The organism is Pseudomonas sp. Sample_20 (genome assembly GCF_004307585.1).
In the GTDB taxonomy this organism is placed as follows: domain Bacteria; phylum Pseudomonadota; class Gammaproteobacteria; order Pseudomonadales; family Pseudomonadaceae; genus Aquipseudomonas; species Aquipseudomonas atacamensis.
This window is the reverse complement of record NZ_RCOA01000120.1, coordinates 1-4433: the sequence shown is the minus strand read 5'-3', so window position 1 is coordinate 4433 and position 4433 is coordinate 1. Positions and strand designations below refer to the sequence as shown.

Annotated in this window: 2 protein-coding genes; both read right to left on the bottom strand. The window is 51.2% G+C overall.

The annotated features are described in order from the left end of the window. Positions 1 to 1381: 1381 nt before the first annotated feature. Positions 1382 to 2932 (bottom strand): adenylate/guanylate cyclase domain-containing protein, encoded by a 1551-nt coding sequence (locus D8U70_RS23435; protein ID WP_130929842.1) that lies wholly within the window; start codon positions 2930 to 2932, stop codon positions 1382 to 1384. Positions 2933 to 3001: 69 nt separating this feature from the next. Beyond that, complete coding sequence (locus D8U70_RS23430) at positions 3002 to 3925, bottom strand: TIR domain-containing protein (protein ID WP_130929841.1); 924 nt, start codon at positions 3923 to 3925, stop codon at positions 3002 to 3004. Positions 3926 to 4433 lie beyond the last annotated feature (508 nt).

Genomic DNA, 4433 nt, shown 5'->3' with positions numbered 1-4433 from the left:
AATCTCCAAATCATAGAAAAGGAGCCATCATCTTTTCGCTACCAAACGAAGGGGTGGTGGCCATACGAAGGTTGGTAGACCGGTGACTTGGAAAACCGGCGCGCCCGAAGACGCCCTGCGCATGGCCACCATAAAGCAACAGCCCCAAAAGGACTGTATCCGGTGACGCTATGCGCCAAGTCTAAGCCGGGCTACCAAACCCGATCGCTGATTCGTCAGCGACCCGACCACAATAGAACCCGCCCTCAAGGCGCACAAGCCGGCGGATTCTGGCGCAGCTGTAGGCAAAGGCGCAAGGATGTGTAGCCCAGGAGCGTGACTGGAGATTTCTTTTTAAACATTGGGTTTATCTGGACCTCATTCGTCTCCGACCCCGGGACATATCCGTCCCCTGCCTAAACAGACGAGAGAAAATGGCGGAGGTCTAGAGACAACGGCGAGGATCACTGCGATAAAAAACTTTTTTCATTCTTGCGGTATCGGTGGCGGAAAACGATTGGGCAATAGATCTGATGACGTAAACTAACTCCGCTCCTACTCCGGGGCAGTATTCAAAAAATGCAGATGAATTATTCAGATTTTATAAAAGCTCCCATTTGAGCTTTTTAACCAGTCTTTGCAAGCGGACAGGCATCGCAAGTCTGACAGCAACCCTTCCCACGCATGATCTCCCAGTAGTGGTTTTCTTCTCGTTCCCAATCTTGTAGCGCAAACACCAACTCGGCTGCTTGCGCACCGTGATTAGCACATTTTCGAAGCGACTTAAGACGTTGCTTGCCAGAACTGCTGCAAAAGCACCGCCTTCTCTGATTGACGACCTTTTTTGTTGCCTCCCACACACGGTATAAACAAGCACCCTGATAGATCAACTCCAAGACCGCACGGCCCTTTGAATGACGCCGTTTGACCGAAAGCTGGTGAGATGAAAGCGCGCTTACAACTCTATCCCCCAGTACGCTGGCCGCAGCCTGAGCTCGTAACTGATGGTGAGCTGCGCCACCATGTGCCCATGCCTTGTCGTTAGGCCATTTACGCTGCAACCTAGCACGCTCTTGGAGCTTCAGAAACTTGTAGAGAGTCTCCATCCATACGCGAGCGCTATCCTCGTCCTCAATCTTCAGTGACTGGACCGGTGAATAGCTTAGGCAGAAGGTACCGTCAGAATTAATGTGCCGCTCGGGACAAAATGCTGGTAGATGATCGGCAATTTTCTCGCGCACAGAAACTACTCCGTCATAGTCCCAGAGCTCTAAGCTGTAAGGAATCGTCCTCCCATCGACAAGTCGAATCGGCAGGCTTAAGTCGCCTACTTTATCCCTAGATTGAACACAAATGCCCCCGAAATCGGGAGCGATTTGTGTCAGTAAGATTAGAGCCTCGCTCAACGCGAGTCCCTTTCGCCAATAACAAGAGCCATATACGGTTCGATCACTCGCTCATCTGACTTGATGATTGATGGAGTTCCAGTATAAGCAGCAGCGCGTGCCTGCTTCGCCGAATCATCTCCGTCGTCAGCCAAAGCCTCAGTAGCCTCCACATAATTGAGATTTGCTACTTTCTTCCGAGCACCGAACAACTTCTGTACCGCCGCAGAAGCCGCGTCATATGCGGCTTGGCCGATGGCACTTTCATCCCCTTTACAGGCACACTGGCGGCTCTCAGACTCCACAACTTTCCGACCGATCGCACAACGGACACGATCCCCCTTGCGACCTAGGCGAGTCACAGCAATAGGACCCAAATCAAAACCAATTGCCAAGCCGAGACTGCCTGTTTCGTAACCCGACTCCTTCAGTCTTTCAATAGAAAGATTGAAACTGCTGCGCAGTGCGCCTGCGAGGCGAGTCGCATCCGAAACCGACTTTTCTTCGTCAGTATTTTGTGCCGTCCCATCGCAGGTGAGGGCTTGGATACAGTCGCCAATAAATCGCACTCGACGCCCTTTGAAATCAGAGGTGACTACCCGCTCCATTTCCGCACGAAGCACATGCAGCGTTCGAACCACATCTTCAGCGTTTTCGTCGATATTATCGGCAACGTAAGACGTGAAACCGTCGATATCCGCGTACAGGCTAATCATCTCCTGACGCTTAGAGTTGGCTGGCGTCAGGGCCAAGATATCCATGTCGCTAAGCGGCGGTGTCTGGCGAGAGAACTGAAAGTTACCGATGGGATTGTTACTCAGATCTTCACGCCACTCTTCGATGATTTCCTCCGTAGTCACATCGAGCTTCGCCGCGTCTTGGCAAACTTTCACCTCCTCTTTTGTGAGGGGCGACTTTTCGGGAAAATCCTTCTCATCGAGATCGATAGCTATTCGAGCAGCATTGGTGAGATAGATACCGCGAGTGGAATTGTTACTTGCTAGCTTAGCCGCATGATTCGCTGGATCTCCCAAGAACAATGGCTCACGGTAACCATTGCGGCCGTTATTGACAGCCAGAGCCAAGCCGCTATCGATACCAATGCGCACCTTCGCTGCCGGAATTTGCTGGTCATCGTCCCCAGTCTCAGCTAATACATCGACGATAAGTTGTGCGGTGGCCACCGCACGCTGCACCCGTTTTTGCTCGGCACTCGCCTCACTGTTATAGGGTTTTGTGAACAGTGCGTGCAGCCGCTGGCTGTGAAAGTCCACACGGCGACCATCAACACGATCCAATATACGTTTCACCGCACGGTAGTGCTGATCCAGAAAACGCAACGTGCGCTTATGGCAGTCTGTACCTTCGACTGCCGTGATGTTCAGCATGTCAGTTAAATTTTGGATATCTGCGTAAAGGTGAACACCATCAACCCGATATGCAACGTTCGTTGGGATAGACTCCAACGACATGTCGCGGATGTAGTTCTTGATGGTGACACTCTCAACGTCGTTCAGCTTCTTGTTGATGTGCTGAAGCGCCCGCTCATGATTCCAGTTTTTGCTCATAATCCTCTCCCGAACGGGGACGCAACAGGCGCCCCTCAATGCAAGCGGTGTAAGTAAGGTCCTTGGAAATCACTTCGGGCCTAGCTCATTGAAGATCTCACGCATCTGATTGCAAGCCGGGCCAAGGCGTGAACTGAGATCCTGTGCCTTCCGTGTTGAGTAGCCAATAGTGGTGATGCCTTTGAGGTCTGATGGAAGTCGGACCTCATCGCCCCGAGGCTCGACAAGGAAGGAACGACTGCGACCGAGCCTGCCTACAAACATGCCCAGCTCGAAAATGACGTTGTCACGCGGTGCAAACTGACTCTCGTCGCGGCTTTCAACCAGGTCATCAGGTGTGACGATCGCGATTGCGAAATCGCTTTCATCAAGCTGATCCTCAAGACTCTCGAGAGCATATTGAGATGCCCTGAACGTACCCTCTGTCCAAATTTTCACGAAGAACTTGTCGTGGGCAAAGTGGTTTTCAATCTCGCGCGCTACCGGAAGGGCTTCAGTCGAGCAAATGATGAACACGAGAGCTGCTTCATGAGAGGGGCGTACATGTTGGTTACGCTGAGTCAGCCGCTCAACGAGCTGTTTGGTCACATGGCGCCACACCGAAGGGTGATTATCTGCGACAGTTTTGAAATCAGTAGCTGTCACTTTCAATACTAGTGTGGGTTCAGTAGCGATTACCGTTGCAGAACGTGTCGCTGTAGGAACCAGTGCGGACATCTCCCCCACATGATCCTGCGGCCCACGTACCGCAATTGCCCGATCATGAACTCTCACCTCAACTGAGCCAGTGATGATGAAGTAGACCTCTGTATCGCGATCACCTTGCGTGATGAACTGAAAACCACTTTGAAACTCGACCAATTCACCGACCTCCGCAAGACGGGCGGCTAGATCTTCTTTACCCAAAATTAATCGTTGTTCCTGAAGCACTTCTACTAGCAGGGCACGACCATCCGCCCCCTTGAAGCGGTCAATCATTTGAGGAGCTGTCATTCTTTTTATCCTTATGAAAGTTAGCACTGCATCACCACAAGATAGATATGGGGATGGCAAATGGCCTTTCAAGAGGACAAGTCAAAAAAATGTCTTAATTAAAATATGGCGCCAATTATATGACGATTTGGCATCCATTGGCTTACGCTGCAATCGAGCTAAAAGCTCGCACGACAGAGTTTTCAGTCACTTTTTCAGTGACCCCAAAAGGTTCATAGACTGCTGAGATTTTAAAAGGAGCCGCTCCTTGGGGGCATCGTCTTCAAGAGAAACCGACCAACACATATATGGATCCAGCGGTTCTGGATTGTTTGAGATGGGCGTGGCTCAATTGGCCTGAAGAAAATGCAAATTCCTTGTCCGCTCTCTTTTTTGTCCGAAAGGACCAGAACCGATACACCAGCCCAGGCACGAACCGACTGAGACACAAAAAAAATGGAGACCTCCTCTTCAATTCACGGCCTCACCCACCTAGGCAATACCATCCCCTCCCCCAACCTCTCCACCC

What these genes read in the sequence shown, in the direction of transcription:
- D8U70_RS23435 (WP_130929842.1), bottom strand. Translation starts at nt 2,932, where the DNA reads ATGAGCAAAAACTGGAATCATGAGCGGGCGCTTCAGCACATCAACAAG.
- D8U70_RS23430 (WP_130929841.1), bottom strand. Translation starts at nt 3,925, where the DNA reads ATGACAGCTCCTCAAATGATTGACCGCTTCAAGGGGGCGGATGGTCGT.